General features: G+C 65.1%; 22 protein-coding genes and 1 other annotated feature. Of the genes, 15 read left to right on the top strand and 7 right to left on the bottom strand.

Annotated elements, in window-relative coordinates; genetic code table 11:
• Nucleotides 1-64: 64 nt before the first annotated feature.
• The 9 genes from ACEN2S_RS15325 (at nt 65) to ACEN2S_RS15285 (ending at nt 8831) form a co-directional block, all read left to right on the top strand.
• On the top strand, nt 65-667 hold the full coding sequence (locus ACEN2S_RS15325) for an amino acid synthesis family protein (RefSeq protein WP_441867385.1): 603 nt from the start codon (nt 65-67) through the stop codon (nt 665-667).
• Nucleotides 639-1445, top strand: coding sequence for an alpha/beta fold hydrolase (locus ACEN2S_RS15320; RefSeq protein WP_441867382.1), 807 nt, complete (start codon nt 639-641; stop codon nt 1443-1445). The genes ACEN2S_RS15325 and ACEN2S_RS15320 overlap by 29 nt, the downstream gene beginning before the upstream one ends.
• A complete protein-coding gene (locus ACEN2S_RS15315; RefSeq protein ID WP_441867379.1) occupies nt 1442-2356 on the top strand; it encodes a flavin reductase family protein in 915 nt (304 codons plus the stop codon). Before ACEN2S_RS15320 ends, ACEN2S_RS15315 begins: the two co-directional genes overlap by 4 nt.
• Before the next feature lie 3 nt (nt 2357-2359).
• Nucleotides 2360-3397: an LLM class flavin-dependent oxidoreductase gene (locus ACEN2S_RS15310; RefSeq protein WP_441867376.1), complete on the top strand. Its 1038-nt coding sequence runs from the start codon at nt 2360-2362 to the stop codon at nt 3395-3397.
• A gap of 9 nt (nt 3398-3406) precedes the next feature.
• Nucleotides 3407-4873: an aldehyde dehydrogenase gene (locus ACEN2S_RS15305; RefSeq protein ID WP_441867373.1), complete on the top strand. Its 1467-nt coding sequence runs from the start codon at nt 3407-3409 to the stop codon at nt 4871-4873.
• Between the two features lie 97 nt (nt 4874-4970).
• Complete coding sequence (locus tag ACEN2S_RS15300) at nt 4971-5987, top strand: ABC transporter substrate-binding protein (protein ID WP_441867370.1); 1017 nt, start codon at nt 4971-4973, stop codon at nt 5985-5987.
• Nucleotides 5988-6068: 81 nt separating this feature from the next.
• Entirely contained in the window at nt 6069-6947 is an 879-nt protein-coding gene (locus ACEN2S_RS15295) for an ABC transporter permease (protein WP_441867367.1), read from the top strand.
• 1 nt (nt 6948) lies between these two features.
• Complete coding sequence (locus ACEN2S_RS15290; RefSeq protein ID WP_441867364.1) at nt 6949-7749, top strand: ABC transporter permease; 801 nt, start codon at nt 6949-6951, stop codon at nt 7747-7749.
• The gene (locus ACEN2S_RS15285) at nt 7746-8831 is read left to right on the top strand and encodes an ABC transporter ATP-binding protein (RefSeq protein ID WP_441867361.1); all 1086 of its coding nucleotides are present in this window, start codon (nt 7746-7748) and stop codon (nt 8829-8831) included. The genes ACEN2S_RS15290 and ACEN2S_RS15285 overlap by 4 nt, the downstream gene beginning before the upstream one ends.
• 27 nt (nt 8832-8858) lie before the next feature.
• On the opposite strand, the gene ACEN2S_RS15280 is transcribed toward ACEN2S_RS15285, so the two are convergent.
• Entirely contained in the window at nt 8859-9611 is a 753-nt protein-coding gene (locus ACEN2S_RS15280) for a LamB/YcsF family protein (protein ID WP_441867358.1), read from the bottom strand.
• A gap of 335 nt (nt 9612-9946) precedes the next feature.
• On the opposite strand from ACEN2S_RS15280, the gene ACEN2S_RS15275 reads away from it, so the two are divergent.
• Together ACEN2S_RS15275 and ilvD are read left to right on the top strand one after the other, a co-directional pair.
• Nucleotides 9947-12247: an Orn/Lys/Arg decarboxylase N-terminal domain-containing protein gene (locus ACEN2S_RS15275; RefSeq protein ID WP_441867355.1), complete on the top strand. Its 2301-nt coding sequence runs from the start codon at nt 9947-9949 to the stop codon at nt 12245-12247.
• Between the two features lie 153 nt (nt 12248-12400).
• Nucleotides 12401-14242, top strand: a complete 1842-nt coding sequence (ilvD, locus tag ACEN2S_RS15270; RefSeq protein WP_441867352.1) for a dihydroxy-acid dehydratase — start codon at nt 12401-12403, stop codon at nt 14240-14242.
• A 124-nt stretch (nt 14243-14366) separates the two neighbouring features.
• Here the strand turns inward: ilvD and ACEN2S_RS15265 are convergent, their stop codons facing one another.
• On the bottom strand, nt 14367-14681 hold the full coding sequence (locus ACEN2S_RS15265) for an ArsR/SmtB family transcription factor (protein ID WP_441867349.1): 315 nt from the start codon (nt 14679-14681) through the stop codon (nt 14367-14369).
• A gap of 93 nt (nt 14682-14774) precedes the next feature.
• On the opposite strand from ACEN2S_RS15265, the gene ACEN2S_RS15260 reads away from it, so the two are divergent.
• The 4 genes from ACEN2S_RS15260 (at nt 14775) to ACEN2S_RS15245 (ending at nt 20588) form a co-directional block, all read left to right on the top strand.
• Nucleotides 14775-15971, top strand: coding sequence for an MFS transporter (locus ACEN2S_RS15260; RefSeq protein WP_441867346.1), 1197 nt, complete (start codon nt 14775-14777; stop codon nt 15969-15971).
• 209 nt (nt 15972-16180) lie between these two features.
• Nucleotides 16181-16238: a sequence feature (sul1 is cis-regulatory element that is thought to sense ions involved in sulfur or methionine metabolism; They are found in Alphaproteobacteria), on the top strand.
• 69 nt (nt 16239-16307) lie between these two features.
• Nucleotides 16308-17798 (top strand): SulP family inorganic anion transporter, encoded by a 1491-nt coding sequence (locus ACEN2S_RS15255; RefSeq protein ID WP_441867343.1) that lies wholly within the window; start codon nt 16308-16310, stop codon nt 17796-17798.
• A gap of 230 nt (nt 17799-18028) precedes the next feature.
• Entirely contained in the window at nt 18029-19576 is a 1548-nt protein-coding gene (locus ACEN2S_RS15250; protein WP_441867460.1) for an FMN-binding glutamate synthase family protein, read from the top strand.
• A 403-nt stretch (nt 19577-19979) separates the two neighbouring features.
• Nucleotides 19980-20588, top strand: a complete 609-nt coding sequence (locus ACEN2S_RS15245) for a GntR family transcriptional regulator (RefSeq protein ID WP_441867340.1) — start codon at nt 19980-19982, stop codon at nt 20586-20588.
• On the opposite strand, the gene ACEN2S_RS15240 is transcribed toward ACEN2S_RS15245, so the two are convergent.
• The 5 genes from ACEN2S_RS15240 to ACEN2S_RS15220 are packed head-to-tail and all read right to left on the bottom strand — an operon-like array spanning nt 20585 to nt 24978.
• On the bottom strand, nt 20585-21328 hold the full coding sequence (locus ACEN2S_RS15240) for a methyltransferase domain-containing protein (RefSeq protein ID WP_441867337.1): 744 nt from the start codon (nt 21326-21328) through the stop codon (nt 20585-20587). The two genes, ACEN2S_RS15245 and ACEN2S_RS15240, sit on opposite strands and share 4 nt — an antisense overlap.
• Complete coding sequence (locus tag ACEN2S_RS15235; protein ID WP_441867334.1) at nt 21325-21939, bottom strand: pimeloyl-ACP methyl esterase BioG family protein; 615 nt, start codon at nt 21937-21939, stop codon at nt 21325-21327. Before ACEN2S_RS15235 ends, ACEN2S_RS15240 begins: the two co-directional genes overlap by 4 nt.
• Nucleotides 21936-23225 carry an adenosylmethionine--8-amino-7-oxononanoate transaminase gene (gene bioA / locus ACEN2S_RS15230; RefSeq protein ID WP_441867331.1) on the bottom strand — a complete coding sequence of 430 codons (1290 nt, stop codon included), beginning with the start codon at nt 23223-23225 and terminating at the stop codon, nt 21936-21938. Before bioA ends, ACEN2S_RS15235 begins: the two co-directional genes overlap by 4 nt.
• Nucleotides 23225-23851: a dethiobiotin synthase gene (gene bioD, locus ACEN2S_RS15225; RefSeq protein ID WP_441867328.1), complete on the bottom strand. Its 627-nt coding sequence runs from the start codon at nt 23849-23851 to the stop codon at nt 23225-23227. The genes bioA and bioD overlap by 1 nt, the downstream gene beginning before the upstream one ends.
• A complete protein-coding gene (locus ACEN2S_RS15220) occupies nt 23848-24978 on the bottom strand; it encodes an 8-amino-7-oxononanoate synthase (RefSeq protein ID WP_441867325.1) in 1131 nt (376 codons plus the stop codon). Before ACEN2S_RS15220 ends, bioD begins: the two co-directional genes overlap by 4 nt.
• Nucleotides 24979-24984: the final 6 nt, after the last annotated feature.

The raw sequence follows: 24984 nt of genomic DNA, 5'->3' as shown, positions 1-24984 counted from the left end.
TCGCCGGTTGACAGATTGTATGATGGTATACAATCATACCGTCAGTCAAACACAGGAGTCGACAATGACCATCGCCATCCGCAAAACATTGCTGCATGTCGAAACCACGTTGATTGAGGGCGGACGCACGGCTCCGGTGCCGCTCAAGATGATCGCGGCGGCGGCGGTGCTGAAAAATCCCTGGGCGGGGCGGGGCTTTGTCGAGGACCTGAAACCCGAGATCGCCGAGGTTGCGCCGGAACTGGGCGCCTTGCTCACCGGCATGATCCTGGAGGCGGCTGGCGGCGGCGACAAGGTTGAGGGCTATGGCAAGGCCGCCATCGTCGGGCTGGATGGCGAGGTCGAGCATGCCTCGGCGCTGATCCACACGCTGCGCTTTGGCAACCACTACCGCAGCGCCGTGGGTGCCAAGAGCTATCTGGCCTTTTGCAACACGCGGGGCGGGGCCAATGCGCCGGTGATGATTCCGCTGATGGACAAGAATGACGAGGGGCGCCGCTCGCACTACCTGACGATCCATTTCGCCATCCCGGATGCCCCGGCGGCGGATGAGATCGTCGTGGCCCTCGGGGCCTCCATCGGTGGACGTCCGCACCACCGCATTGGCGACCGCTATCAAGACCTTAAGGATCTCGGCAATGATCTCAACAACCCTGCCAGCGTCTGACGGCACCCCGATCGGTCTGGTGCGGGCGGGCACCGGGGCGCCGCTGGTGCTTTTGCACGGCGTCGGCATGTGTGCGATGGCCTGGGCGCCGCAGATCGCGGCCCTGTCGGCACATCATGAGGTGATCGCGCTGGATCTGCCGGGTCACGGCGCCACCCCCAGCCTGCCGGGCGCGCCGCGTCTGCCCGATTATGTCGCCTGGACCTCGGCGGCGGTTGCGGCCCTTGGGCTGGGGCCGGTGGCGGTCGCGGGGCATTCGATGGGCGCGCTGATCGCCATGGGCCTGACGGTCGAGCATCCCGATCAGGTCTCGGGGCTTTGCCTGCTCAACCCGGTCTACCGGCGCGATGAGGCGGCCCGCGCGGCGGTGCTGGCCCGCGCCGCGGCGATGGCCGCAGGCGAGATCGACCCCGAAGCGCCGCTCCCCCGGTGGTTCGGGGTCGGCGAGGCCCCCGAGGTGCGCGCCAAAGTCGCGGATTGGCTGCGCAGGGTGGATCCTGTCGGTTACGCGCGGACCTATGCCGCCTTTGCCCATGGCGATGCGGTCTATGCCGGGCGCCTGAACAAGATCCGCTGCCCGACGCTGGTGCTGACGGGCGAGGGGGATCTGAACTCCAGCCCCGCGATGACCCGCCAGATCGCCGGGGAAATCCCCGGCGCGGCGGCGGTGGTCATCCCGGGTGCGCGGCATATGGTTTCGCTGACCGCGCCTGCGCGGGTCAATCACGAGATGGCGCTCTGGCTGGGGCTGGACGCTGCACAGGGAGTGCGCGCATGACCATCGACACAACCCGCCAGCTGCGCGACGCCTTTGGCTGTTTCATGACCGGGGTGACCGTGGTCACCGCCGTGGATGAGGCGGGCGCACCGCTGGGCTTTACGGCCAATTCCTTTGCCTCCGTCTCGCTCGATCCGCCGCTGCTGCTGGTGTCGATCTCCAACCGCTCGGCCAATCTGGAGGCCTATACCAAGGGCAGCGGTTTTGCGATCAACGTGCTGTCAGAGGCGCAAAAGGACATCTCGAACACCTTTGCCCGCCGCTCGGATGACCGTTTCAAGGGCATCGACTGGACGGAAGGGCCCCATGGAGCCCCGATCCTCGGGGGCGTTTCTGCGTGGTTTGGCTGCCGTCTGGTGCAGGCGATTGACGCGGGGGATCACACGATCCTGATGGGCGCGGTTGAGGCGTTCGAGGCGGGCACTGAACCCGCGCTTGGCTATTATCGCGGCACCTATGTGACGCCGGTCAGCACCGCGCTGAAGGCGGAGCACGGGCCGCGCGTGGTGCTGGGGGCGATTGTGGCGCATGAGGGCAAGGTGTTGCTGATCGATGACGGCGCGGGCGGCACCATGCTGCCCGAGGTGCGGGTCGGACCTGCGGGCGGGCGTGCGGCGCTGAATACCCTGTTGGCCGAGGTGGGGGTTGAGGCGGCGCCGGGGCTGGTTTTCGCGATCTATGATGACATGGAGCGAGGATTGCAGTTCATCGTGCATCTGTGCCCGGCAAGCGCCGGGACCTGCCGCAAGGGGGCCTTTGTGCCGATGACCGAGAGCAGCATGGGCGATGTCACCGACCCCGCGCAACGGGCGATGCTGGCGCGCTTTGCCGCCGAAAGCCGCCTTGGAAACTTTGGACAATATGTCGGAAACCATATCGCTGGCGAAATCCGGCCGTTCTCGAAAGGCTAAGCCATGAAATTCTCTCTCTTCATCCATATGGAGCGCATTGATCCGGAGGAGGATCAGCGCCAGCTCTATGAGGAGATGATTGCGCTGTGCGAGATCGCCGACCGGGGCGGCATGCATGCGATCTGGTCGGGCGAGCATCATGCGATGAATTTCACCATGGCGCCGAACCCGTTTCTGACACTGGTCGATCTGGCGCGGCGCACCAAGAATGTGCGGCTGGGGACCGGGACGGTGATGGCGCCGCTCTGGCATCCGATCCGGCTGGCGGGCGAGGCGGCGATGGCCGATATCATGATGGACGGGCGGCTGGAGCTGGGCGTGGCGCGGGGCGCCTATATGTTTGAATATGAACGCCTTTCGCCCGGTCTCGATGCCTGGACCGCAGGCCAGAAAATGCGCGAGCTGATCCCCGCCGTGGAGGCCTTGTGGGAGGGGGATTACACGCATGAGGGTGAACATTGGCAGTTCCCCAAATCCACCTCGGCGCCAAAACCCCTGCAACAGCCGGGGCCGCCGATCTGGGTGGCGGCGCGTGATCCGAACAGCCATGAATTCGCCGTCTCGCATGGCTATAACGTGCAGGTGACGCCACTGCATATGGGCGATGAGGAGGTCGAAAAGCTCATGGGCCATTTCAACGCGGCCTGTGCGGCTTTTCCGCAGGTGCCGCGCCCGAAAATCATGCTGCTGCGCCATACCTATGTCGCTTCGGATGAGGCGGATGCGGAATTGGGTGCGGTCGAGGTGAACCGCTTTTACAACTATTTCGGCGCCTGGTTCAAAAACGAACGCCCGATTTCGCAGGGTCTGATGGCGCCGATCAGCGATGAAGAAATGGCCGCGCATCCCTTCTATTCACCTGCCGCGATGCGGTCCAACAATGTCATCGGCCCGGCGGATGAGGTGATCTCGCGGCTGAAGGCCTATGAGGCCCTGGGCTATGACGAATATTCCTTCTGGATCGACACCGGCATGAGTTTCGCGCGCAAGAAAGCCTCGCTGGAACGCTTCATCGCCGAGGTCATGCCGGCTTTTGCCTGAGGAGGGACCATGGAACGCTTTGATCTTTATATCGACGGTGCCTTTCATCCCGGTGTGGCGCGGTTTGACAGCCGCGATCCTGCGACGGGGGAGGTCTGGGCCGCCATCGCCGAGGCGCGGGAGGCCGAGGTGGACGCCGTCGTCGCGGCGGCGGGCCGGGCGTTCCGGCAGGGGGCCTGGCCCGCGCTGACCGCCTCGGCGCGTGGCAAGCTTTTGCTGAAACTCGCCGATCTGATCGAGACGGCGGCCCCCGAACTGGCGCGGCTTGAGACCCGCGACACCGGCAAGATCATCCGCGAAACCTCGGCCCAGATCGCCTATGTGGCGGAATATTATCGCTATTACGCTGGGCTGGCGGACAAGATCGAGGGCGCGCATCTGCCGATCGACAAACCCGACATGGAGGTCTGGCTGCGGCGCGAGCCGGTGGGCGTGGTGGCGGCCATCGTGCCCTGGAACAGCCAGTTGTTCCTCTCGGCGGTGAAGCTGGGCCCGGCGCTGGCCGCAGGCTGCACCGTGGTGTTGAAGGCCTCCGAGGATGGCCCGGCACCGCTGCTGGCCTTTGCAAGGCTGGTGCATGCGGCAGGGTTTCCGCCGGGGGTGGTGAATGTGATCACCGGCTTTGGCCCCTCTTGCGGCGCGGTGCTGACCGCGCATCCCGGGGTTGACCATATCGCTTTTACCGGTGGGCCGGACACGGCGCGGGCGGTGGTGCGGGCCTCGGCGGAGAACCTCGCGCGGACCTCGCTGGAGCTCGGGGGGAAGTCGCCCTTCATCGTCTTTGCCGATGCCGATCTGGAGAGCGCGGTGAATGCGCAGATCGCCGGGATCTTTGCGGCCACCGGGCAAAGCTGCGTCGCGGGCTCGCGGCTTTTGGTGCAAAACGAGATCAAGGATCAGATGCTGGCTACGCTGACAGCGCGGGCGGCAAAGATCGTGATCGGCGCGCCGGATGACCGCGCGACCGAGATGGGACCGCTGTGCACCCCGCGTCAGCGCGACCGGCTGCATGCGATTGTGGAGGCCTCGGTCGCCGCTGGGGCCGTGCTGATCTGCGGCGGGCAGCTGCCCGAGGGGCCGGGCACCTTCTACCCGCCGACCATCCTCGATTGCACCAACGCCCCCGAGGCACCCTGCTGCCGCGAGGAATTGTTCGGCCCCGTGCTCAGCGTCATGGGCTTTGCCGATGAGGCGGAAGCCCTGCATCTGGCGAATGACACCGAATACGGTCTGGCCTCGGGCGTTTTTACCCGCGATCTGACACGGGCGCACCGGATGATCCGCGGCCTGCGGGCGGGCATCGTCTGGGTGAACACCTACCGTGCGGTCTCGCCCATCGCGCCTTTCGGCGGGCATGGACTTTCGGGGCATGGCCGCGAAGGCGGTCTGGCCGCCGCGCTTGACTACACGACGGTGAAAACCGTCTGGCTGCGCATCTCGGAGGAGCCGATCCCGGATCCTTTCGTGATGCGCTGAGCCTGCTGCCCCGCGAACCACCCGATACCCCGCCGCCGCGCCGCGGACGGGACCGCGAAAGATATGGCGCAATCCAACAACAGTGGAGTGACAGAGAATGCGTTTGATCCCCCTTACCCTCGGCAGCCTGACCGCGGCCCTTCTGGCCACCGGCACCGCTTTTGCCGACCCGATGGTGTTCACCAGCTGGGGCGGCACCACCCAGGATGCCCAAACCTCGGAATGGGCCGTGCCCTTCACCGCCGCCACCGGCATCGACGTCGTGCAGGATGGCCCGACCGATTACGGCAAACTGCAGGCGATGGTCGAAGGCAATGCCGTGTCCTGGGATGTGGTGGATGCGGAATTCGACTATGCCTTGCAGGCGGGTGACAAGGGGCTGTTGGAGCCGCTGGACTTCTCGATCATCGACAAATCCAGCCTCGATCCGCGCTTTGTCTCGGATTATGCGGTGGGCTCGTTCTACTATTCCTTCGTGATCGGCTTTGACCCGGCCACCTATGTCGAGACGCAGCCCGCCACCCTGGCCGATCTGTTTGATGTGGAGAAATTCCCCGGCAAACGCACCTTTTACAAGTGGTCCGCCCCGGGCGTGCTGGAGGCCGCGCTGATCGCCGATGGCGTGGCGCCCGCCGATCTCTATCCGCTCGACCTCGACCGCGCGTTCAAAAAGCTCGACACGATCAAATCCGAGATCATCTGGTGGACCGGCGGCGCACAATCGCAGCAACTGCTGGCTTCGGGTGAGGCGCCGATCGGCTTTTTCTGGAACGGCCGGATTGCCGCGCTGATGGCCGATGGCGTGGATGTCGGTGTGAGCTGGGATCAGAACATCACCGCCGCCGACGCGCTGGTGGTTCCGAAAGGCAGCAAGAACAAGGAGGCGGCGATGAAGTTCATCGCGGCGGCCACCTCGGCGGGGGCGCAGGCCGATTTCGCCACCGTCTCGGGCTATGCGCCGGTCAACACCGGCTCCGCCGCGCTGATGGCCGAGGGCGTGCGCGCCACCTTGCCCGATGCTCATCCCGAGACGCAGATCAATGCGGATATGGCCTATTGGGCCGCACACCGCGATGAGATCGGCAACCGCTGGTACGCCTGGCAGGCCGAGTAAGCCCGCCAAACCCGGGGTGCGGCTGCGGCCGCTCCCCAACACGGCCTCACTGACATCGCAACCCTCCCGAGGATCCGACCCATGTCCACGACCGCCGCCCCCTCTGCCGTTCCCCCGCCGCCTGCGCGGGCACGGCGGCTCTCGCCGCTGGCGCGCCGCATTCTGGGCTTCAGCGCGCCGATGCTTCTGGTTTTGATCGCGTTTTTCGTGGTGCCGGTGGTCATGCTGCTGGCCCGCTCGGTCACCGAGCCCGCGCCGGGGCTGCAAAACTACCTTACGCTGTTTGGTACGCCGACCTATGCGCGGATCTTCTTCAACACCTTTCTTGTCTCGGGCCTGGTGACGGCGATCACCGTGCTGATTGCCTTTCCGCTGGCCTGGGGGCTGACGGTGTTTTCGCGCCGGACGGCGGGGGTGATCTTTGCGCTGATCCTTTTGTCGATGTGGACCAATCTGCTGGCGCGGACCTATGCCTGGATGGTGCTCTTGCAGCGCACCGGGCTGATCAACCGCACGCTGATGGATCTGGGTCTGATCGATCAGCCGCTGACTCTCGTCAACAATCTGGTGGGGGTGACGATTGGCATGGTCTATATCATGCTGCCCTTCATGGTGATGCCGCTCTATGGCGTGCTTTCCAAGATTGACCCCGGCATCCTGCGCGCGGCGGCGCTGTGTGGCGCGACCCGGTGGCAGGCGCTGACCCGGATCCTCTGGCCCTTGGCGCGGCCCGGTGTCGCCTCCGGCGCGCTGATGGTTTTCGTGATGTCGCTGGGCTATTTCGTGACACCCGCGCTGCTCGGGGGCACCTCCAACATGATGCTGGCCGAGCTGATCGCGCAGCAGGTGCAAAGCCTGGTCAACTGGGGCATGGGCGGCGCATTGGCCTTTGTTCTTCTGGTGGTGACGCTGGCGCTTTATGCGCTGCAGATCCGCTATGCGGCGCAGCGGGAGGCATAAGATGTTGCTCGATTACGACCGTCTTGGCCCCTGGCGCTGGATATTGGGCGCGATCGCGCTTCTGGCCTGCCTGTTCCTCCTGCTGCCCATCCTCTTTATCGTGGCGCTCTCCTTTGGCAATTCGCGCTGGCTGCAATTCCCGCCGCCGGGCTGGACGCTGAAATGGTACGAGGAACTCCTTGCCGATCCGCGCTGGATCGAAGCTGCCTGGACCTCTGCCCGGATCGGCGTGCTGGTCACCCTGCTGTCGGTGGTGCTGGGGGGGCTTGCCGCGATGGCGCTGACCCGCTGGCAGTTTCGCGGCCGCGAGGTGATGCGCGCCTTTTTCCTCACCCCGATGGTGCTGCCGGTGGTGGTCTTTGCCGTCGCCATCTATGCGCTGTTCCTGAAACTGGGCCTTGGCGGCACGCTCACCGGCTTTGTGCTGGCGCATCTGGTGCTGGCGCTGCCCTTCTCGGTGATCGCCATCTCGGGCGCGCTGGAAACCTTTGACCCGATGATCGAAGAGGCGGCCATCCTCTGCGGCGCCAGCCCCTGGGAGGCGCGCTGGCGGGTGACCCTGCCCGCCATCCGGCACGGTATCTTCTCCGCCGCGCTCTTCTCGTTTCTGGTCAGCTGGGATGAGGTGGTCGTGGCCATCTTCATGGCCAGCCCAACGCTGCAAACCCTGCCGGTCCGGATCTGGGCCACGCTGCGACAGGATCTGACGCCGGTGATCGCCGCCGCCTCCACCCTCATGCTGGCCCTCACCCTCGGGCTGATGCTTTTGGCCGCGCTCATGCGCAAAGGAAAATCGAAATGACCGCCTATCTGCACATCAACGGCCTGCGCAAAACCTTTGGCGAGGTGGTGGCCGCCGAACATGTCGAGCTGAAGATCGCGCAGGGCGAGTTCATGACCTTTCTCGGCCCCTCCGGTTCGGGCAAATCGACCACGCTCTATATCCTCGCCGGGTTTCAGGACCCGACGGCGGGGGACATCCTCCTGAATGGCCGCTCGATCCTCGCGATGCCGTCGAACAAGCGCAATATCGGTATGGTGTTTCAGCGCTATACGCTCTTCCCGCATCTGAGTGTGGGCGAGAACATCGCCTTTCCGCTGCGGGTGCGGCGGATGGCGGAGGATGAGATCCGCAAGAAGGTGGCCCGCGCGCTGGAACTCGTGCGTCTCACGGGGTTTGAGGACCGGATGCCCGCGAAAATGTCCGGCGGCCAGCAGCAGCGCGTGGCACTCGCGCGGGCGCTCGTCTATGATCCGCCCGTGCTCCTGATGGATGAGCCCCTCTCGGCGCTGGACAAGAAACTCCGCGAAGAGATCCAGCATGAGATCCGCCGCATCCATCAGGAGACCGGGGTCACGGTGCTTTATGTGACCCATGATCAGGAGGAGGCGTTGCGCCTCTCGGACCGGATCGCGATTTTCAACAAGGGCCGGATTGAGCAGGTGGGCACGGGCCCCGAGCTTTACGCAAATCCCGCCACCCGCTTTGTGGCGGATTTCATCGGTGACAGCACCTTTCTGGCGGCCGAGATCGCCGGACGCTCGGGCGAGACGGTCGCGTTGCGGTTTCCCAATGGCACCGAAGTGGCGGGGATTCCGCTGCATGGCGCGGGCCAGAGCGGCACGGCCGCCGAGGTGATGCTGCGCCCCGAGCGCATTGACCTCTCGGCCGAGGCAGTAGGCCATGGCGCGACCCTGCCGGTGACGGTGCGCGATACGACATTTCTGGGCAATAACATCACGGTGGATGTGGAAACCGGCTGGGGAGAGGGGCTGTCGGTGCGGCTTGATTTCCGGCATCCTTTGGCCGGGCGCGTCACCCGGGGGGACCATCTTTACATGCGCTGGCAGCCCGAAACGGCACAGGCCTTTGCCAAGGCCTGAACGGGCGGTGGCCTCCGGGCCGCCCCGTCAGGCCCCCGATGCGGCGAGGGTGATGCCGCGGCCGCGCAGGCTCTGGGCCAGATGACGGGCAATCGCCACCGCCGCCGGATTGTCGCCATGCACGCAGATGGATTGCGCATCAAGGCGCAGCGTCTCGCCGGTGATGGCCTCGATCACCCCCTCGCGCGCCAGCCGCAGCATCCGTGCGGCAATCTCCTCCGGGTCATGCAGCACGGCGCCGGGCGTGGACCGTGCGACCAGCGCGCCCTCCGCGGTATAGGCGCGGTCGGCAAAGGCCTCACAGATCACCCGCAGGCCCGCCGCCCGGGCATGGGCCACGACCGGCGCCCCTGCCAGTGCCATCAGCGCGAGTGACGGGTCGACCGCCTTGATCGCGGCAATCACCGCATCCGCCTCGGCCAGATCGGTGGCCATCGTGTTGTAGAGCGCACCATGGGGTTTGACATAGCTCACCCGGGTGCCCGCCGCCCGCGCCAGCCCCTGCAAGGCACCGATCTGATAGATCACGTCCGCCGTCAGCTCCGGCGCCGGGATCTGCATCTTGCGGCGGCCAAAGCCCACCAGATCCGGGTAACCCACATGCGCGCCCACCTGCACCCCCCGCGCGGCCGCGGCCAGCAGGCTGCGCAAAATCCCCACCGGATCGCCCGCGTGAAAACCACAGGCAATATTGGCCGAGGTGACGATGTCGAGCATCGCCGCATCATCGCCGATCTGCCAGGCGCCGAAACTTTCGCCAAGATCACTGTTCAGATCCATGTCACCCTCTTTGCGTGCATCCTGCGGGCCGCCGTGCCGGGCGACAGCCCGGTCTTTGTGCCATGCAACACGCGCCGGGGGAACCCGCTGCCGGGGCGGGGTGTTCCATTGGAGAGCGGGCAGGGCAGGTTGCGGGGCGGGCTTTGTGATATTCTGGTAAACTGGCAGCGACGAGCGGATCGCGGCCCTTGACTATGGCGGGTTCACCAGAAAGAAACGGCGCTGAATCCTGCGCCAAACTGTCCAGCACCCCGGGCTTTGGTGACCCCTTGCCTGCTGCGCCGTTCCGATTGCTGTTTTCCGGCCCACCGCTGATATCCTGGTAGGAGAGTTCCATGAAATTCCGCTTCCCCATCGTCATCATCGACGAAGATTTCCGTTCGGAGAACTCCTCGGGTCTGGGCATCCGCGCCATGGCTGAGGCCATCGAGAAAGAGGGTTTCGAGGTGCTGGGCGTCACCAGCTATGGCGATCTGTCGCAATTCGCGCAGCAGCAATCGCGCGCCTCGGCCTTTGTGCTGTCCATTGACGACGAAGAGTTCAGCCCCGGTCCCGATCTGGACCCGGCGGTGGTCAATCTGCGCAGCTTCATCGAGGAAGTGCGCTGGAAAAACGCCGATGTGCCGATCTATGTCTATGGCGAGACCAAGACCAGCCGCCACCTGCCCAATGACATTCTGCGCGAGCTGCACGGCTTTATCCATATGTTCGAGGATACGCCGGAATTCGTGGCCCGCCACATCATCCGCGAGGCCAAACAATATCTGGAAGGCATCCAGCCGCCCTTCTTCAAGGCGCTTCTGGATTACGCCGAGGATGGCTCTTACTCGTGGCATTGCCCGGGGCATTCGGGGGGCGTGGCCTTCCTGAAAAGCCCGATTGGCCAGATGTATCACCAGTTTTACGGTGAAAACATGCTGCGCGCCGATGTCTGCAACGCGGTCGAGGAACTCGGCCAGCTGCTGGACCATAACGGCGCGATCGGCGCCTCCGAGCGCAACGCCGCGCGGATCTTCAATGCCGATCACTGTTTCTTCGTGACCAACGGCACCTCGACCTCGAACAAGATGGTCTGGCACCATACTGTCGCGCCGGGCGATGTGGTGGTGGTCGACCGCAACTGCCACAAATCGATCCTGCATTCGATCATCATGACCGGGGCGGTGCCGGTGTTCCTCAAGCCCACCCGCAACCACTACGGCATCATCGGCCCGATCCCGCAAAGCGAGTTCGAGATCGAGACGATCAAGGCCAAGATCCGCGCCAATCCGCTGCTGGCCGGGGTGGATGCCGAGACGGTCAAGCCGCGCATCATGACGCTGACACAATCGACCTATGACGGGGTGCTTTACAACACCGAGACCATCAAGGGTCTCCTGGATGGTTATGTCGAGAACCTGCATTTCGACGAGGCCTGGTTGCCGCATGCGGCCTTCCACCCGTTCTATGGCAGCTATCACGCCATGGGCCGCAAACGCGCGCGCACCAAGCATTCGGTCACCTATGCCACGCAATCCATTCACAAATTGCTGGCCGGGATCAGCCAGGCCAGCCATGTGCTGGTGCAGGACAGCCAGGACACCAAGCTGGACCGGCACCTCTTCAACGAGGCCTATCTGATGCACACCTCGACCAGCCCGCAATACAGCATCATCGCCAGCTGCGATGTGGCGGCGGCGATGATGGAGCCGCCGGGCGGCACCGCTCTGGTCGAGGAAAGCATCCTTGAGGCGCTCGATTTCCGCCGCGCGATGCGCAAGGTGGATGCGGAGTTTGGCGATGATGAATGGTGGTTCCAGGTCTGGGGTCCGGACGAGCTGGAAGAAGAGGGCCTCGGCCGCAACAAGGATTGGGTGCTGCGGCGCACCGATGCCGATGGCGTGCAGCGCGATGGCGAGGACAGCTGGCACGGCTTTGGCGATATGGCGCCGGGGTTCAACATGCTCGACCCGATCAAGGCGACGCTGATTACCCCCGGCCTCAATCTCGATGGCCGTTTTGAAGAGACGGGGATTCCCGCCTCGATCGTGTCGAAATACCTGACGGAGCATGGCGTTGTGGTCGAGAAAACCGGCCTCTACAGCTTTTTCATCATGTTCACCATCGGCATCACCAAGGGCCGCTGGAACACGCTGTTGGCGGCGCTGCAGCAGTTCAAGGATGATTATGACCGCAACCATCCGCTCTGGCGGACCATGCCCGAGTTCTGCGCCAAGCATCCGCGCTATGAAAAGATGGGCCTGCGGGACCTCTGCCAGCACGTCCACCAGCTCTATGCGAAATACGATGTGGCGATCCTCTCGACGGATATGTATCTGAGCGACCATATGCCCGCGATGAAACCCGCGGACGCCTTCTCGCATATCGCGCGGCGCACGACCGAGCGGGTGCCGATCGACGATCTGGAAGGCCGGATCACCACCAGCCTCGTGACCCCCTATCCGCCGGGCATTCCGCTGCTGATCCCGGGCGAGGTGTTCAACCGCAAGATCGTTGAATATCTGAAGTTCAACCGCGAATTCGCGCGCACCTGCCCCGGTTTTGAAACCGATATTCACGGGCTGGTGCAAGAGGTGGCCGAGGATGGCACCGTGCAGTATTTCGCCGATTGCGTGGCGCTCGACCCCGGCAATTGATGCCGCAGGGCACGGGATCGCCGGGGGATAGATGCCGCAGTGCGGCGGAAATTACCCGGCGGTTTCGGGCCGAAAATCCGGAATTGACCTTGCCCTTCGGGGCGAGACGGCCCAATACCGTCACAATCAGCCATACTGCACAGGACCGGACGCATGCCTGCATATCGCTCACGCACCACCACTCACGGCCGCAACATGGCAGGGGCACGTGGCCTCTGGCGTGCAACCGGCGTCAAAGACAGTGACTTCGGCAAGCCGATCATCGCCATCGTCAACAGCTTTACCCAATTCGTCCCCGGCCATGTCCACCTCAAGGATCTGGGCCAGATGGTCGCGCGCGAAGTGGAGGCGGCGGGTGGTATCGCAAAGGAATTCAACACCATCGCGGTGGATGATGGCATTGCGATGGGCCATGACGGCATGCTCTATTCGCTGCCCTCGCGCGAGCTGATCGCCGATTCCGTGGAATATATGGTCAATGCCCATTGCGCCGATGCGATGGTCTGCATCTCGAACTGCGACAAGATCACCCCGGGGATGCTCCTGGCCGCGATGCGGATCAACATCCCGGTGATCTTTGTCTCCGGCGGCCCGATGGAGGCCGGCAAGGTCACCTTGGGCGATGGCCGCGTGGTGGCGATGGATCTGGTTGACGCCATGGTCGCCGCCGCCGATGAGCGGGTGAGCGATGCCGATGTGCTGGCGATCGAGCAAAACGCCTGCCCGACCTGTGGCTCCTGCTCGGGCATGTTCACCGCCAATTCGATGAACTGCCTGACCGAGGCTCTGGGTGTGGCATTGCCGGGCAATGGCACGACGCTGGCCACCCATGCGTTCCGCAAGGAGCTGTTCCTGGAGGCCGGGCGCCGCATCGTCGATCTGGCGCGCCGCTATTACGAGCAAGATGACACCTCGATCCTGCCGCGCAATGTGATGGACCGCCGGGCGTTCAAGAACGCGATGGCGCTGGACATTGCCATGGGCGGCTCGACCAACACCGTGCTGCATATCCTGGCCGCTGCGCAGGAAGGTGGCATCGACTTCACCATGGATGACATTGACGCGCTGTCGCGACATGTGCCCTGCCTGTGCAAGGTCGCGCCGAACAAGGCCGATGTGCATATCGAAGACGTGCACCGCGCGGGCGGCATCATGTCGATCCTGGGCGAGCTGGACCGCGCGGGTCTGATCGAGCGCGATTGCGCCACCGTCCATGCGCCGACGCTGGGCGCCGCGATTGACCAATGGGATATCGCGCGCAGCAACGACCCCGAGGTGCGCAACCTCTTCCTGGCCGCGCCGGGCGGCGTGCCGACGCAGACCGCCTTCAGCCAATCCTCGATGTGGCCGGATCTGGACACCGACCGCGAGACGGGCGTGATCCGCTCGGGCGAACATGCCTTCACCAAGGACGGTGGTCTGGCGGTGCTCAAGGGCAATATCGCGCTGGATGGCTGCGTGGTGAAAACCGCCGGGGTCGATCCGTCGATCTGGGTGTTCACCGGCAATGCGAAGGTGTTTGAAAGCCAGGACAGCGCGGTTCTGGGCATTCTGAACAACAAGGTGCAGGCCGGCGATGTGGTGGTGATCCGCTATGAGGGGCCGAAAGGCGGGCCGGGCATGCAGGAAATGCTCTACCCGACCTCCTATCTGAAATCGAAGGGACTGGGCAAAGACTGCGCGCTGATCACCGATGGCCGCTTCTCGGGCGGCACCTCGGGCCTGTCGATCGGCCATGCCTCGCCGGAAGCGGCCTCGGGCGGCGCCATCGGTCTGGTGCGCGATGGCGACAAGATCGCCATCGACATCCCCAACCGCTCGATCAACCTTCTGGTGGATGATGCCGAGCTGGCCGCGCGCCGGGCGGCACAGGATGCGGCAGGCTGGAAGCCGGTTGAGAAACGCAAGCGCAATGTCTCGGCGGCGCTGAAGGTCTATGCGAAATTCGCGGCCTCCGCAGACAAGGGTGCCGTGCGGATTTTGCCGGACGAGTGATCCCGGTTGCGTGATGAACAAAAAAGGGGTGGGCGAGAGCCTGCCCCTTTTGCATTGCCCCGCTTGCATTGCTCCGCTTTCGAGTCGGCGTTTTTTGCTCGGCTGTTTGGGGGCCGGGGCAGGGTCAGCGTGCGCCCAGCACCGCGTCCAGCAAGCCGGGGAAACGCGCGTCGAGATCCGCCCGCCGCAGGCTGAGCAAACGCCCCCGGCCGCGCGGCGTGTTGCGGATGACACCGGATTCCCGCAGCACTTTCATCAGATGCGATTTCGTCGATTTCGGCATGTCGGGCGCGGGCAGGCAGCAATTCACCATCTCCACCGGACCGTCGACCAGTTGCCGCACAATCTCCAGCCGTGCCGGATCGCTCAGCGCGAACAGCACCTGCGTCAGGGTCAGATCCTCCCGAAGGGGATGCGGCAGATCATCGGTCTCATCCATGGTTCGAATATAGTTGAACCTTCGCGCGAAGGGTAGTAAGAATTGGTTCGAATAATTTCGAACCTCCCCTCCTCCCTCGCTTCAGGTTCCCCCATGACGTTTTCTGACCTCACCACCGCCACATCGCACCGGGGCGGCTTTCGCCTCGTGCTGACGAGCCTCGCGCTGATGATGGCGGGGGCGAGCGCGCCTTCGCCGTTCTACCCGATCCTGCAACAGAGCATGGGGTTCTCGTCGGCGATGATGACGGGGATCTTTGCCGTCTATGCGGTGGCACTGCTGATCACGCTGTTGATTGCGGGGTCCGTGTCGGATCATCTCGGGCGCCGTCCGGTGCTCTCGGCGGGCTTTGCGCTCCTGTCGCTGTCGATCATCCTGTTCTGGCAGGCGCAGGGCGTTGGTGCCTTGATTGGCGCGCGGGTCTTGCAGGGCGTGGCGAGCGGGCTTCTTCTCTCCAGCCTCTCGGCAGCGGCGGTGGATCTGGAGCCGAAAGACCGCCCCGGCGCAGCCGCAATCTGGAATTCGGTGCTGCCACTGGGCGGGTTGGCGCTGGGGGCGCTGCTGGCGGGGGCGGTGCTCGACTATGGGCAGGCGCCGATGGCCGAAGTGTTTGGCGGCTTTGCTCTGATTTTTGCGGCCCTGGCCGTCTTGGTCTGGCTGCTGCCCGAAACCGCGCCCTGCCATGAGGGGCTGTGGGCGGCGCTGAAGCCGCGGATTGGCCTGCCGCGCGCCGCACGGGGCGCGTTCTGGCGCAGTGCCCCAGCGGTGTTTGCGGGCTGGGCGACGGGGGGGCTCTATCTGTCGCTCGGGGCGCCGATCATTGCGCAAGTCTTTGGGGTGACGGATCATGTGTTGCAAGCGCTGGTGATTACCTTGCTGGCGGGCACGGGCTCACTCTCGTGTTTTGCCGCGCGGGGCAAATCGGCGCGGGCGATCACGCTTTACGGCACCACGGCGCTGGCCTTGGGAACCGTGCTGACGGTGATCGGGCTGATCTGGCAGATCCTGCCGCTCTATCTGCTGGCGGTGCTGATTGCGGGCACCGGGTTCGGCACCTGCTTTTACGGGGTGATGCGCTCGGTCATTCCGCTGGCGGCACCGGATGAGCGGGCCGAGCTGTTCGCGACGCTGTTCACCCTCAGCTATCTGGCCTTTGGCGTGCCGGTGGTGCTGGCCGGATTGGCGCTGCCTCATCTGGGTCTGACGCTGACCGGTGCCATCTATGGCGCAGTGATCGTGGTCTTTGCCGGGGCCGCGGGGCTTTGGCGAAAGTTCGGCACCACCGAGTAAGCCATGATCGCGAGAGCCAGTATCGCATGAAACAGGGGGCGGGATTTCCCGCCCTTTTTCCGGCCATCGCCCACCCCGGTCACGGCGCCGGGGCCCCTTGAACCTGCAAGGTCCGTTGCCCACAGGCCACGCCCTGCGCCGCGACTGTTGCCGCGCCGCCGCAGCCGGGTTTGCCTTTTGGCCATGATCCTGTATGAAACGCGCAGAAACATGGACCTGGGTGCGATTCCCAGGTGGCTCTTCCGGCCGCCCATCCGCCGGACCACCGCTCAACTGACGCAAGAACATCAATCGGAGCGGCGCGCGGCGCCCGCCCGGTCAGGAACGGATTTTAACATGATTTCACGCGAATTGTATCGCCAGCAATGGGTCGGCAACATTCGGGCCGACCTCCTGTCGGGGCTGGTTGTCGCCCTGGCACTCATTCCGGAGGCGATTGCCTTTTCCATCATCGCGGGCGTCGATCCCAAGGTCGCGCTTTATGCCAGCTTTTCCATCGCGGTGCTGACGGCCATCACCGGCGGGCGGCCCGGGATGATCTCCGCCGCCACCGCCGCCACGGCGGTGCTGATGATCACCCTCGTCAAGGACCATGGCCTGCAATATCTGCTGGCGGCCACGGTGCTTGCCGGGTTGCTGCAGATCGGCGCGGGCATTCTGAAACTCGGATTTGTCATGCGCTTTGTCTCGAAATCGGTGATGACCGGCTTTGTGAACGCGCTGGCAATCCTGATCTTTCTGGCGCAGCTGCCGGAACTCGACCCGCGCAATGTGACGGGGATGACCTATGTGATGGTGGCGGCGGGGCTTGCGATCATCTATCTCTTCCCGCGCCTCAACAAGACCATTCCCTCGCCGCTGGTCACCATCATCGTGCTTTCGGTGATCACGGTGGCCTTTGGCCTCGATGTGCGCACGGTGGGTGATCTGGGCGCGCTGCCCGACACGCTGCCAGTGTTCATGATCCCGCAGATCCCGCTGACGCTGGAAACGCTGCTGATCATCCTGCCCTATTCGGTGGGTGTGGCAGTGGTCGGGCTGCTGGAAAGCCTGATGACGCAGAACATTGTGGATGAGTTCACCGACACCACCTCGGACCGCAATCAGGAATGCATCGGGCAGGGCATCGCCAATGCCTGCACCGGCTTCATCGGCGGCATGGCGGGCTGTGCGATGATCGGCCAATCGATGATCAACGTGCGCTCGGGCGGCCGGGGGCGGCTCTCGTGCTTCACGGCGGGTGTGGTCTTGCTGATCCTCGTGGTGGGCCTCGGCGACATCGTGGCGCTGATCCCGATGCCCGCGCTGGTGGCGATCATGATCATGGTGTCGATCGGCACTTTCAGCTGGGCCTCGCTCGGCAATCTGCGCACGCATCCCCGCTCGTCCTCGATCGTGATGCTGGCGACGGTGGTGGCGGTGGTCTACACGCATAACCTCGCCATTGGCGTCCTCGTGGGGGTTTTGCTCTCGGGGCTGTTCTTCGCGGGCAAGATCGCGCAGCTTTTTGCAGTGCGCTCGGAGCTCGCGGCTGACGGCCGCGCGCGCACCTATGTGGTGGAGGGGCAGGTCTTTTACGGCTCTGTCGAGGATTTCATCAAATCCTTCGACTTCAAGGAAGCGCTGGACCGCGTGACCATCGACGTCAGTGCCGCGCATATCTGGGACATTTCCTCGGTGGCGGCCCTCGATATGGCGGTGATGAAGTTCCGCCGCACGGGCGCTGTGGTGAATGTCATCGGCCTCAACCGTGCCTCGGAAACCATCGTCGACAAGCTGGCGCTGCATGACAAACCCGGCGCATTGGACAAACTTTCGATCCACTGAAACAGGCACTTGCGGGCCCGTGCCGGCGCGGGCCCCCACCTTATGTGCTTCATCAGCCGTTCATGCGGGGGTGGTAAGAAAGTTGCATAGGCGGCCGATCTGCCCGATACCTAAGGCAACGGCCGACGATCCTGCGTTCATTCCCCGCTGAGGAGAGATTGCTCTTGCGCCATAGTAAAACCCGCTTCGCCATATTCGGCCTCTGTGTCGCCCTGACGGTTGTTTTCCTGCTGCTGACGTTCGTATCGCTCTGGTATGGGCTGGGGGTGCTCGCTTTTGGCGGCCTGTCGGCGCTCGGGGTGCACGATCTGATCCAGACCCGGCACGCGGTGCTGCGCAACTATCCGATCATGGGGCATATGCGGTTCTTCTTTGAGGGGATCCGCCCTGAAATCCGGCAGTATCTGATCGAGAGCGATCAGGACGAAGAGCCGTTTTCGCGCGAGGAACGCTCGATCGTCTATCAGCGGGCCAAGAATGTCGAGGATGCGCGCCCGTTTGGCACGCGCCTGCGGGTCTACGATTCCGGCTATCAATGGCTGACGCATTCGATCCGCCCGAAGCACATTCCCGACACGGATTTCCGCATCACCATTGGCGGGCCGGATTGCACGCAACCCTATGCGGGGTCTATCTACAACATCTCGGCGATGAGTTTCGGTGCCCTCTCGGCCAATGCGATTTCGGCGCTGAACCGGGGCGCCAAGATGGGCGGTTTCGCGCATGACACCGGCGAGGGTGGCATCAGCCGCTATCACCGCGAGAATGGCGGCGATCTGATCTGGGAGATCGGCTCGGGCTATTTCGGCTGCCGCAACCATGATGGCACCTTCAGTCCCGAGCTTTTCGCCAAGAACGCGGCCAGCCCGCAGGTCAAGATGATCGAGATCAAGCTGAGCCAGGGCGCCAAGCCGGGGCATGGCGGGATGTTGCCCGCCGCCAAGATCAGCCCGGAAATCGCTGAGGCGCGCGGCGTGCCGATGGGCATTGATTGCATCTCGCCCGCCTCGCATTCGGCGTTTTCCACCCCGCTCGAGATGATGGCCTTCATCACCCAGCTGCGCCAATTGTCGGGCGGCAAACCGGTCGGGTTCAAGCTCTGCATCGGGCATCGCCGTGAATTCATGTGCATTGTCAAAGCGATGCTGGAGACCGGCGTCACGCCTGACTTCATCGTCATTGACGGCAAAGAAGGGGGGACCGGTGCGGCGCCCCTCGAATTTGCCAACCATATGGGGATGCCTCTGGTCGAGGGGCTGACTTTTGCGCATAACACCCTGCGCGGGGCGGGGCTGCGCGACCGGATCCGCATCGGCGCCTCGGGCAAGCTGGTCACCGCTTTTGACATTGCGCGGGTGCTGGCACTGGGGGCCGATTGGGCGAATTCGGCGCGCGGTTTCATGTTTTCCATCGGCTGCATTCAGGCGCAGGCCTGTCACACCAACCGGTGCCCGGTGGGCGTGGCCACGCAAGATCCCTTGCGCCAGCGCGCCCTCGTGGTGCCGGACAAGGCCGAGCGGGTGGCGAATTTCCACCGCAACACGCTGAAAGCACTCGGCGAAATGACCGGGGCGGCGGGGTTGTCGCATCCGGGAAAATTCATGCCGATGCACATCATGCTGCGCGAAAAAGACCGGCAGATGGTGGTGGCCGATGAGGTCTATCCCTACATGCCGGAGGGATTTTTGCTGCGCGAAGACGATGACCGTTTCGGCTATCTGAAACGCTGGCAGCGTGCCCGGGCGGATGCGTTTGAGCCCTTCGACAGCGGCGTATGACCCTGGCCTGATGCTGCTGCACCTGTGGTATGGGGCCGATGCCGGTCGCAGACCTGTGGTGCGGCTTGTGCCCCGGCCTGATGGTCTTTGGCAATCAGACCGACAAAGGCGCGCAGCGTGGCGGGCCTGAAGCGGCTTTAGCAATAGTGCTGGGGCCATCGAACGCGGGCCGCCAGTCGGCCAGCACGGGCTGCAGCATGCCTTGGGCGAAACAGCGGGCCAGCCAGGTGTGCGAGGTCATGATCCGCCCTTGTCCCGCATCGGCGTGCCGTGCCGCGCCAGACAGGCCGGAGCGGCGGCCAACGCGCTGCGTTGGCGCTCCGGGCCCGGCCCGTCTTGCCGCCCGTGGCCGCTTTGCGCTATAGGGTGGATTATAGATAGTATCGCGGGGCGCGCGCCAGACATGACCGAGGGCCGTAGCCTTTCACCGGAGAAAATCGCTGAGGATCTGAGCTACCGGATCATCCGGGGCGGTTTTTTGCCGGGCGAAAAGCTGCGGCAGGATCATATTGCGGAGGAGTTCCGGGTCAGCCATGTCCCCGTGCGCGAGGCGTTTTTGCGATTGGTCGCCAAGGGTTTGGCCGTCAGCAAACCACGCCACGGGGTGCGGGTGGCGCCGCTTGATCCCGATGCGCAGCGCGAGGTGAAGGTGATGCGTCTTGCGCTGGAGCCGGTGGCGCTCATGCATTCGGTGCCGCAGCTGACCCCGGCGCAGATTGGCGCCGCCGAAGAGGCGCGGCGGCACTGTGATGCCTGCGAGAACATCTTTGACTGGGAGGCCGCCAACCGCGCCTTTCACATGGCGACAATGGCAGGCTGTGCCATGCCGCGTTTGCTGGAAGAGATTGCGAACCTGCAATTGCTGGCCGCGCGCTACATCCTGGTGCATTACAAAGACCGCTGGCGTCCCCGGATCGATCCCGATCACCATGCGCTGATGGCGGCGATCCGGCGCAAGGATCCGCGCATGGCAACCAGCATTCTTGAGCGGCACCTGTCGCGGCTGAACTAACGCTTTTGCGCGATGATCACTGTGGGGCAATAGGTCAGCGGCACGCCCTCTGCAGTGCCGAATGCTGCGCTGTAGCCTGCGCAAAATGCATTCAGCGCGGCTCGGCTCCAGCACCTGCGGGCGCAGCCGTTCACCCCCGTCGCCCGCAGATGCTGCAGAACCTGCATCGGCGTGGAAAACCACAGCTGCCGGGTGAAATCCCGCGCCTCGCGCAGCTGCCATCCGGGCGGCAGCAGTGCGGCCAATGCCGCCGCGCTCAGACACGAAGGGGCCGCGGCCGCGCTGCCCAACTGGCGCAATTCCGGAAAATGACCGGGGCCAAAGCCGGAGATGGCCATCCAGCCTCCGGGCCGAACCGCCCGCCCCAGATGCGCAAGGGTGGCTTTTGGGTCTGGCAGCCATTGGATCATGGAGGTGGAGGCCACCAGATCAAGATCGGCGGGCAGAACCGCTGACCGGATGTCGCCGGGCAGGTAAACGGCCTGCGGACAGGCGGCCAGCGGCGGTGACGCGAGGTCGTTCAGCCAGAGCGTCCCTATCGGTAAGCGCAGCAAATGGCGGGTGAAATGGCCCGAACCATACCCCGCCTCCAGCACCCGGGGCAGGGGCTCTGGGCCCCGATGCGCCATGAGCCGCCCGAAGACTTCCGCGGCAATCGCCTTTTGCGCTGTCGCAGCGGCATCATAACTCGGAGCACTGCGGCCAAAGCTGCGCGCCACCCGCTGGGTCAAACCGCTCATGCGAGGACCTCGTCCCAGTGGCGAAAACCGGGCATCGGGTTGTGTCCGCAATCGCGCCAACGGACACGCGCAGCCTGATCCTGCCACGCAAGGGCCAGATTTTCGGGCGGAAAGATGCGGTCGCGCGATCCAAGCCAGATGCGGTCAAAGGCGGGCGGTGACGCGGCGGGCCGCGCCGCCACCGCCCGCAATTCGGCGCGCAGGGCGTCCAGATCGGCGGGCTCCTCCACCGCGCATTCCGCACGGCGGGCAAAGGCGCGCAGGCCGGAGGTGCTCAGATGGCGCTCGGTTTGATGAAACACCGCCGGTGGGATGCCGGTGGTGGCATTCAGGGGCGTCGCCGTGCCGCTGATCGCCACTTTGCGCGCCAGGGGGGGGCAATCGGCGGCCAGATGACAGGCGGCGGCGACACCGAAGGAATAGGCAACGAGGCTGACGCGCCGGTATGCGGCCTGCGGGATTTCCGGGGTGCTCAGCTCCCGGTAATCCGACAGGAGCAGAAGATCGGCAGCGCCCTGCAGGGCGGCGAAAGGCGCGGCACCGACGGCCCAGCCGGTGCACAGGATGATCAGATCGGGGGCGCCTGCGCGGCGCAACCATCGCTGCTTCATTGGTGCCATCCCGCGATCTCGAGCATGGTCTGCGTAATCAGGCTCAGCTCGTCCGGCGTGGTGATATAGGGCGGCATCGTGTAGAGGAGCCGCCCGAAAGGCCGCAGGAACACGCCCGAATGGCGCGCATGGGCGTGCACGTGGGGTGCATCAAGCGGCTGGCGCATCTCGATTACGCCGATTGCGCCAAGGATGCGGACATCGGCGACGCCGGGCAGGGCACGGGCCGGGGCGAGGGCTGCGGACAGTTGGGTCTCAATCGCGGCAACCTGTGCCGGCCATTCGCCCATGGCCAGCAGGTCGAGGCTGGCGGCGGCGGCGGCGCAGGCCAGCGGATTGGCCATGAAGGTGGGGCCGTGCATCAGTACGCCGGGACTGCCGGTCGAGATTGCCTGCGCCACGGCGGTTGTGGCGATGGTGGCGGCAAAGCTCATCATGCCACCGGTGAGCGCTTTGCCGAGGCAGAGGATGTCGGGGACCACCGCCGCGTGCTCCATCGCGAACATGCGGCCGGTGCGGCCAAAGCCGGTCGCGATCTCGTCAAGGATCAGCAGGATGCCATGCTGGTCGCACAAATCGCGCAGCCCCCGCAGATAGGCGGGGTGATAAAAGCGCATGCCGCCCGCACCCTGCACCACCGGTTCAAGAATGAAGGCGGCAATCTGATCGTGCTGCCGGCCAAAGAGATCGGCGACCGCCGCGAGGCCGTTCCGCTCGGGGTCTTCGGGCCAGGCATCGCCGAAGCGAACCGGCGGTGCGGGGACAAATATCTGCGGGGCCAGTGCCGAACCGAAATGGCCATGCATACCCGTCTCGGGGTCGCAAAGGCTCATCGCTTTCCAGGTGTCGCCGTGATAGCCGCCGCGCACGCTGGCAAACCGGGTGCGGCCCGGATGCCCCCGCGCCACCTGCGCCTGCAGCGCCATCTTCAGCGCCACCTCAACGGCAACTGAGCCGCTGTCGGCGTAAAAGATGCGGTTCAGCCCCTCGGGCAGCAGGGCCAGCAGTTTGCGCCCCAGGTCAATTGCCGGGCCATGCGTCAACCCGCCGAACATCACATGCGGCAGGCGTTGCAGCTGTGCGGTCATCGCGGCCACCAGTGCCGGGTGCCGGTGGCCATGCGCCGCGCACCACCAGGAGGACATGGCGTCAATCATCCTTGTGCCGTCGCGGAGCGTCAGCCAGACCCCCTCCGCCTCGGCCACCTCATGCACGGGGCCGGGCGTGGTCATGCCGGCATAGGGATGCCAGAGATGGGCGGCATCAAAGGCGCGGTCGCTGAGCATCACAGCACCCCCCGGATGCGGGCGAGGTCGATCTGCGCAAAGGCCGCCCGCAGGCCCTCGGGCGTCAGCGGATCCAGGCGCGGCAGCCGCCCGAGGCTGGCCACCTGACCCATCTCGCAGATGATCTCTTGCGTGTCGGCGACCTCATCGCCCAGAAAAACCAGCCCCAGCAGCGGAACCGCCCGCGCCCGCAGCGCCGCCAGTGAGAGCAGGCTGTGGTTGATGGTGCCGAGTGCCGTGCGGCAGGCCAGAATGACCGGCAGCTTCCACTCCGCGATCACGTCGAGATAGAGCAGGCGGCGGGTCAGCGGCACCATCAGACCGCCGCTGCCCTCGATCACCAGTGGGCCGGAAACCTCTGGTGGATGCAGCCGCGCGGGATCGATCTCGATCCCCGCAGCGGCCGCGGCACGGTGCGGCGAGGCGGGCAGGGGCAGCCGGTAGGCCTCGGGCAGGACCGCGCAGCCCGAGAGGCGGGCGACGGTCTCGCTGTCGCTCTCGCCCTCCAGCCCCGCCTGCACGGGTTTCCAATACCGCGCGCCGAGCGCGGCGGTGAGCCCGGCAGCAAACACCGTTTTGCCGATCTCGGTATCGGTTCCAGCAACGACAACCGCGTTCCGCTTCATCGGGCCTCTCCTTGCAATGTCGACAGGGCCTGCATCAGCCCCGTGATCTGGGCGGCAGTCACCCCGCCGGTGACCGAGATGCGCAGCCGGGCGGTGCCGCGCGGCACGGTGGGCGGCCGGATGGCGCGCACGTCAAAGCCGCGTGCCTGCAGCGCCCCCGCCAGCGACAGGGCAGCGTGGTCGGCGCCGATGATCACCGGCAGGATCTGGCTCCCGAACGGCCCAAGGCCGCACAGCCGCGCGGCTTCGGCCTGCGCATGGGCGATGCGTGCGGCGGCCGCTTTTTGCAGCTCCGGATGATCGTTGAGCGCGCGCAGGCTGGCACGTACGATGGCCGCACTGAGCGGCGCGGGCGCAGTGGCAAACAGAAACGGCCGCGCCTTGGTCACCAGCGTGTCAATCACCACCCGCTCGGCGCAGATCAGCGCGCCCGAAGCCCCAAGGCCCTTGCCGCAGGTGTGCAGGGTGATCAGCGCCAGATCGCCCTGCCGGGCCAGCCCGCGCCCGCCCGGCCCGTGCACCCCGGTGGCATGCGCCTCATCCACCACCAGCACCGCCTCATGCGCGCGGGCGAGGGCGGCAAGATCCTCCAGCGGCGCGCGGTCGCCCTCCATCGAATAGATGCTTTCCACCGCAAGCCAGACCCGCCCCTTGCCGCCCGCCCGCCGCCAGTCGCGCAAGAGGTCTTCGGCATGGGCCACATCGTTGTGCCGGAAAGCCTGCGCATCGGCGCGGCCCAGCCGTATCCCCTCATGCGCGCTGGCATGGATCAGCACGTCATGCAGCACCAGATCGCCCTGCATCGGCAGGCTGGCGAACAGCGCCTGATTGGCCTGAAAGCCGCCGCCCATATAGAGCGCAGCCGCGCTGCCAAAGAAGGCAGCCGCTTCCGCCTCCAGCGCCTCATGCTCCGGGTGGGTGCCGCGCAACAGACGCGAGCCGCCCGCGCCCACCGGCACCCCGCGTGCCAGAGCTTCGGATGCGGCAGCCTGCAAAATGCGCGAGCGGGCCAGGCCGAGATAATCATTCGAGGCGAAGTCGATGCCATTCGCGGGATGCAGCTGCCGCAAGCGGCCGCGCTGCGACAGGGCCGCTAGGGCCTCGGCATGGCGGGGAAAGGCCGTCATTTCCGG

The sequence above is a fragment of the Phaeovulum sp. W22_SRMD_FR3 genome, assembly GCF_052113705.1.
GTDB lineage: Bacteria > Pseudomonadota > Alphaproteobacteria > Rhodobacterales > Rhodobacteraceae > JBGQOG01.
Note: the sequence above shows the minus strand (reverse complement) of the source record. Positions and strands in the feature narration are given on the sequence as shown.

Bases quoted from the DNA above. Each gene is read 5' to 3' on its own strand.
- ACEN2S_RS15325 (WP_441867385.1), top strand. From the start codon at position 65: ATGACCATCGCCATCCGCAAAACATTGCTGCATGTCGAAACCACGTTG.
- ACEN2S_RS15320 (WP_441867382.1), top strand. From the start codon at position 639: ATGATCTCAACAACCCTGCCAGCGTCTGACGGCACCCCGATCGGTCTG.
- ACEN2S_RS15315 (WP_441867379.1), top strand. From the start codon at position 1,442: ATGACCATCGACACAACCCGCCAGCTGCGCGACGCCTTTGGCTGTTTC.
- ACEN2S_RS15310 (WP_441867376.1), top strand. From the start codon at position 2,360: ATGAAATTCTCTCTCTTCATCCATATGGAGCGCATTGATCCGGAGGAG.
- ACEN2S_RS15305 (WP_441867373.1), top strand. From the start codon at position 3,407: ATGGAACGCTTTGATCTTTATATCGACGGTGCCTTTCATCCCGGTGTG.
- ACEN2S_RS15300 (WP_441867370.1), top strand. From the start codon at position 4,971: ATGCGTTTGATCCCCCTTACCCTCGGCAGCCTGACCGCGGCCCTTCTG.
- ACEN2S_RS15295 (WP_441867367.1), top strand. From the start codon at position 6,069: ATGTCCACGACCGCCGCCCCCTCTGCCGTTCCCCCGCCGCCTGCGCGG.
- ACEN2S_RS15290 (WP_441867364.1), top strand. From the start codon at position 6,949: ATGTTGCTCGATTACGACCGTCTTGGCCCCTGGCGCTGGATATTGGGC.
- ACEN2S_RS15285 (WP_441867361.1), top strand. From the start codon at position 7,746: ATGACCGCCTATCTGCACATCAACGGCCTGCGCAAAACCTTTGGCGAG.
- ACEN2S_RS15280 (WP_441867358.1), bottom strand. From the start codon at position 9,611: ATGGATCTGAACAGTGATCTTGGCGAAAGTTTCGGCGCCTGGCAGATC.
- ACEN2S_RS15275 (WP_441867355.1), top strand. From the start codon at position 9,947: ATGAAATTCCGCTTCCCCATCGTCATCATCGACGAAGATTTCCGTTCG.
- ilvD (WP_441867352.1), top strand. From the start codon at position 12,401: ATGCCTGCATATCGCTCACGCACCACCACTCACGGCCGCAACATGGCA.
- ACEN2S_RS15265 (WP_441867349.1), bottom strand. From the start codon at position 14,681: ATGGATGAGACCGATGATCTGCCGCATCCCCTTCGGGAGGATCTGACC.
- ACEN2S_RS15260 (WP_441867346.1), top strand. From the start codon at position 14,775: ATGACGTTTTCTGACCTCACCACCGCCACATCGCACCGGGGCGGCTTT.
- ACEN2S_RS15255 (WP_441867343.1), top strand. From the start codon at position 16,308: ATGATTTCACGCGAATTGTATCGCCAGCAATGGGTCGGCAACATTCGG.
- ACEN2S_RS15245 (WP_441867340.1), top strand. From the start codon at position 19,980: ATGACCGAGGGCCGTAGCCTTTCACCGGAGAAAATCGCTGAGGATCTG.
- ACEN2S_RS15240 (WP_441867337.1), bottom strand. From the start codon at position 21,328: ATGAGCGGTTTGACCCAGCGGGTGGCGCGCAGCTTTGGCCGCAGTGCT.
- ACEN2S_RS15235 (WP_441867334.1), bottom strand. From the start codon at position 21,939: ATGAAGCAGCGATGGTTGCGCCGCGCAGGCGCCCCCGATCTGATCATC.
- bioA (WP_441867331.1), bottom strand. From the start codon at position 23,225: ATGCTCAGCGACCGCGCCTTTGATGCCGCCCATCTCTGGCATCCCTAT.
- bioD (WP_441867328.1), bottom strand. From the start codon at position 23,851: ATGAAGCGGAACGCGGTTGTCGTTGCTGGAACCGATACCGAGATCGGC.
- ACEN2S_RS15220 (WP_441867325.1), bottom strand. From the start codon at position 24,978: ATGACGGCCTTTCCCCGCCATGCCGAGGCCCTAGCGGCCCTGTCGCAG.